Source organism: Synechococcales cyanobacterium T60_A2020_003 (genome assembly GCA_015272205.1).
GTDB lineage: Bacteria > Cyanobacteriota > Cyanobacteriia > RECH01 > RECH01 > JACYMB01.
Genome location: JACYMB010000046.1, coordinates 1 through 4757 on the forward strand (window position 1 = coordinate 1; position 4757 = coordinate 4757).

5 protein-coding genes are annotated in these 4757 nt (G+C 51.4%); 3 read left to right on the top strand and 2 right to left on the bottom strand.

Features of this window, described 5'->3' with window-relative positions; translation table 11 throughout:
- Positions 1-489 precede the first annotated feature (489 nt).
- Positions 490-1026: a phycobiliprotein lyase gene (locus IGR76_02705; GenBank protein MBF2077442.1), complete on the bottom strand. Its 537-nt coding sequence runs from the start codon at positions 1024-1026 to the stop codon at positions 490-492.
- 380 nt (positions 1027-1406) lie between these two features.
- On the opposite strand from IGR76_02705, the gene IGR76_02710 reads away from it, so the two are divergent.
- The gene (locus tag IGR76_02710) at positions 1407-2138 is read left to right on the top strand and encodes a M15 family metallopeptidase (GenBank protein MBF2077443.1); all 732 of its coding nucleotides are present in this window, start codon (positions 1407-1409) and stop codon (positions 2136-2138) included.
- Positions 2139-2237: 99 nt separating this feature from the next.
- Here the strand turns inward: IGR76_02710 and IGR76_02715 are convergent, their stop codons facing one another.
- Complete coding sequence (locus tag IGR76_02715) at positions 2238-2720, bottom strand: hypothetical protein (protein MBF2077444.1); 483 nt, start codon at positions 2718-2720, stop codon at positions 2238-2240.
- Positions 2721-2972: 252 nt separating this feature from the next.
- Here IGR76_02715 and IGR76_02720 point away from each other — a divergent pair, with 252 nt between their 5' ends.
- Both IGR76_02720 and IGR76_02725 read left to right on the top strand, forming a co-directional pair.
- On the top strand, positions 2973-3380 hold the full coding sequence (locus IGR76_02720; GenBank protein ID MBF2077445.1) for a c-type cytochrome: 408 nt from the start codon (positions 2973-2975) through the stop codon (positions 3378-3380).
- A gap of 332 nt (positions 3381-3712) precedes the next feature.
- A partial coding sequence (locus tag IGR76_02725) for an Hsp70 family protein (protein MBF2077446.1) occupies positions 3713-4757 on the top strand: 1045 nt, incomplete at its 3' end.

The window sequence follows — 4757 nt, forward strand, 5'->3', positions numbered from 1 at the left end:
CGTGAGACCCACAGGTCGGACAGGTCATCTCGATGGTCATGCGCTGGTCTCCCCGCTTATTGTGGTGGTGTAGCCTAATGTTCCTCTGTCCCGTGCATTAATGCACTACCCTCGTTCGCACTTAGATACGCCCTAGTTTAGGGATAACCTAGCAACGGTATCCAATGTCAGGTCTCTTGAACAAAGATTTCTACAGAACCTGAAAGGTTGCTTAGGGCGGAGTGCAGGGGTGAAACTCCTACGGAGGAGCAAAGCCTCCATACTCCATATCGCATACGGAATCCGATTCACAAAGTAGCACTATTTCAGAAATCTCTCCCAACCTCCCCCTACCCTGCGGCAAGCCGCTTCACGTCTAGGGCAAGGGGAGGTGCCGTCAAACGGTGGGGTTAAGTGCCACCAAAATGTCCATGTCCTAGGCTAGCTGGCAACAGCTATAGCAGGATTTCGTATCAATCGTTTTGAGAGTTGCTATATCCAAAATTTTGGCTACAGTCGCTTTTCTAAGTACTGTCCAATCATCTGCTGTTCGCCCAAACGCGAAATGATTGTTTGGCGAGTGCGATAGTGCGTACCAATCAGTTTGAGTTCTTCTTCAAAAACTGAGCCATTGTACTCTGTACGCAAACAAAGGGTTTCTGGGTTGGTGAAATAATAAGCGGCTGTGACCGGGTTAGGCGTTGCAAAGCCGCGATCGCGATATAAAAGTGAACCATGGGCGCCAAACAATGTAGAACCTCTAGACTGCCGCCGCCCCGAGATTGAATCGACGCTATCCCAAGACACCTCTGCCCCGCAGGTCATGATCAGTTCATCAGAGATCTCGTGAAGTTGGGCTAACTCAATCAACTCTGGACAGCCTTGCTCCAAAAAGCGGATCTGGATCTGGCTGACCATTTCCTTGGCATCGCCATCCGGCAGGGTGTAGTAACGACGTTCAGACCGCCATTGCCCTGAGGACCGTCGGAAGAAGTGTGCAATTAATGGGTCACCAATTGTTTCCGCGAGACGAGAGGTTACGGTCACAGGCAATATCCTTTTACAGAGGGACTGTCCTTTGGTGGATAGCGTCAAAGGGATGGCGCACAACAGTGGGTTCACCGCTTCACGATAGCCAACGCACCAAAAGGCTTGCTTTATCTTTTAGTTAATATAATTTAACAGTTCTGTGTCCATGGTAACAGCACACCCGTGGGAGCTTGGGTAACAACTCGATCTAGATGTTGGGTATGAAGTGGTACGTCAGTAGGATAAAACGCCAAGATCTAGGGTGAGAACTATTTTGAGCGTAGATGCAATCATGCTCATGCCGAATCCGGTGAAGGCGTAAGGTGGGGTAAAAAATGCTGTTTATGCAGAATGGTTTTAGCTTTACCATCAGGGCGATCGCTCAAAACTGAACCCCTATGAAGGCCTATTCTACGATTCCCATTCAAGACTGTGGTGAACCGCTGGTTCCCATTCCAAGGCAGTACTTTGTGTTGACCACACCCCATCCCTACGAATCCCTAGGGGCACCCTACGGGGTGCGATCGCCCTACGTCCTGCGACAAAGTGTGTGCGATCGCCTCATTCAAGCCCACCATTATTTGCAGGATCTCCAACCGGGATGGCGGATTCAAATTTTTGATGCCTATCGCCCGATCGCCGTCCAGCAATTTATGGTGGATTCCGTGTTTGCAGACCAGGTGGCGATGCGAGGGCTGAGTCATTCAACCTTGACGGACGCACAACGCACAGCCCTTTTGGAAGAAGTCTACACCTTCTGGGCAAAGCCAAGCCATGACCCAGCAACACCGCCGCCCCACAGTACCGGAGCGGCGGTGGATGTTACGCTGATTGATGCCAAGGGTGATGCAGTAGAGATGGGGTCTCCGATTGATGAAATCTCAGAGCGATCGCATCCTAACTATTTTGCACCTTCGTACGCTGAAGGAGCGGCAGACGGCGATCGCCTTGAGCACCCATACCATGTCCACCGTAGTGTACTGCGAACGGTGCTCTGCCAAGCAGGCTTTCATCAACATCCGAATGAATGGTGGCACTTTTCCTATGGTGATCAGCTTTGGGCCTGGATTGAACGTCAACACGGCACGGATACAGCGGCGATCGCCCGATACGGTCGCGCAACGGACTAGAGACCAGGAGTGGTAGGAGAGTCCTAAGCTAGCGTATGGCTTCAGAGGATGCTAAGCTGCTCTCCATAGACAGGAAAAGCGGCCTCATGGACGTCTAACTTATTCTGTCGCAGCGTCTGCGGGTGTCTCTGCGGGGGCTTGTCCTCCGCAATAGCTATTGACATCGTTCACCAGACCTGGCTCTGGAGCCGTGGCAGCTTGGAGTTGACCTAAGGCCGCCTGAGCTGCCTCTAGATCTTGCTTCTGAGAGGCGTCGTAAATGGCGCGACTAGCCGCGCTGGTGTCTTGATACATTTTGATAAAGCTTTGCTGATAGCCGATTAGCGTTTCGTCTTTCAGCTCAACGGCCTGCATTTGTTCAACGGCGCGATCGGCGGTATCGGCGATTTGATTCAAGGCATCTGGATTGGTTGAGGCTTCGGGACTTTGGGTAACAGCCTGTACCTCGGTCACAGCGGTATTAATCACCTTAATCAGTTCATTACACTGAGATACTTTGCTGGGGCTACAGCCCGTTGCGATGAGTCCAAGTCCAGCGATCGCCAATGCAGATGCAGATCGTTTATGGTTTTTAGAAAGCATGGTTTTCTCCCAAAATCTCGAAGCAGTAAGAGTGTAGCTCATCCAATCTGCTACTGAACCATCTATCCATCTCTCTATAGATTTGCCGTCACGATTCCTGAAACTAGAAGGGGGATAGGCTTCATGAGACAATTATCTAAGTAAGGTGCTAGCTCTCACCTACAATTGAGCAGGTGCTAATGCCACAGAACTATGCTGCTAAAGTCGATGATCCATCTCCATCTTCGCTTGCTGAAGAATCGTCCACTCTTAATGAAGCACCTCTGGCCGAGCGGTCTTCGGATTTGCCTAATTTTTACCGTTGCTTGGAACGTGGTTGCGGCATCTCCAGCGATCGCGGCTCCTTCTCAGATCGAACCCTTGCCTGAAGAAGAGGCGATCGCCCCCAGTCCACCCTCTTCTGTCAAACTCAACAACGGCAAGACCTTATTCCAACAAAACTGCGCCGTGTGTCACATCAACGGGCAAAACCTGATCATCGCCCACAAGACCCTGGCCTACGACACACTCAAAACCTATGGGATGAACTCCATCGAGGCGATCACCCGACAAGTGACCTACGGCAAAAACGTCATGCCAGCCTTTGGCGAATCCCTGAGCAGCGACCAAATTGACGACATCGCCACCTACGTTCTCCACCAAGCACAGCAAGGCTGGTAACTCCAAAACCCTCAAAAGTCGGCAAACCCACCTCCAAGATTACGGTTCGCCCCAACGTCAGTCCCCGCGTAAGTTTTTACACTAAAAACATGAAAGCAAACGGAACCGTCCAAGGTTGGTTCGGTAACCCCTCCTTCAAGGGATGACTCAGACACGCGCAATATATAGACAGCATCTGACGCCCACCGCCGGATGGATGTTTAACCTGCATCTCCCATTGCCGGAGAAGGGTTGCCGTACAGCGTGGCAAATTGACCTAGAGGGATGTATCCACCCCCTTAACGTTGGCTAATCCGTAATCAAGAATTTAGTAGTATCACTGGAGCGACAGTATGGCAAAAGTTGTTGGAATTGACTTGGGAACCACCAACTCCTGCGTAGCAGTAATGGAGGGGGGCAAACCTGCAGTGATTGCCAATGCAGAAGGCTTTCGCACAACTCCCTCGGTCGTTGCCTACGCGAAAAATGGCGATCGCCTGGTCGGTCAAATCGCCAAGCGTCAAGCCGTGATGAACCCAGAGAACACGTTTTACTCGGTGAAGCGGTTCATTGGTCGTCGGTATGACGAGGTCAGTAACGAGCTGACCGAAGTTTCCTACAAAGTCCTCAACGTCAACGGTAACGTTAAGATCGATTGTCCGGCGAAGGGTGAGCAGTATGCCCCTGAGCAGATTTCTGCCGAAGTACTCCGGAAGCTCAAGGAAGATGCCAGTAAGTACCTCGGTGAGGATGTCACCCAGGCGGTTATTACTGTTCCTGCGTACTTCAACGACTCCCAGCGTCAGGCCACCAAAGATGCTGGCAAGATCGCAGGTTTAGAAGTGCTGCGGATTATCAACGAGCCGACGGCAGCGTCCCTGGCTTACGGTCTCGACAAGAAGAGCAATGAAACCGTTCTCGTGTTCGACCTAGGCGGTGGAACGTTTGACGTTTCGATTCTGGAAGTGGGTGACGGTGTTTTCGAGGTACTTGCGACCTCTGGAGACACTCATCTAGGTGGCGACGACTTTGACAAGAAGATCGTGGACTACCTTGCGGCTGAATTCAAGAATGTTGAAGGGATTGATCTCCGCAAAGACAAGCAAGCGTTGCAGCGTCTTACGGAAGCCGCAGAGAAAGCCAAAATTGAGTTATCCAGCGTCACCCAGGCTGAGATCAACTTGCCCTTTATCACCGCAACCCAGGATGGCCCCAAGCATCTGGACATGACCCTGACTCGCGCTAAGTTCGAAGAACTCTGCTCTGATCTGATTGATCGTTGCCGGGTTCCCGTTGAGCAGGCCATGAAGGATGCCAAACTGTCACCTTCCGACATCGATGAAGTAGTGATGGTGGGTGGATCTACTCGGATTCCTGCAATTCAGGAACTGGTGAAGC

Bases quoted from the DNA above. Each gene is read 5' to 3' on its own strand.
- IGR76_02720 (MBF2077445.1), top strand. From the start codon at position 2,973: ATGAAGCACCTCTGGCCGAGCGGTCTTCGGATTTGCCTAATTTTTACC.
- IGR76_02710 (MBF2077443.1), top strand. From the start codon at position 1,407: ATGAAGGCCTATTCTACGATTCCCATTCAAGACTGTGGTGAACCGCTG.
- IGR76_02715 (MBF2077444.1), bottom strand. From the start codon at position 2,720: ATGCTTTCTAAAAACCATAAACGATCTGCATCTGCATTGGCGATCGCT.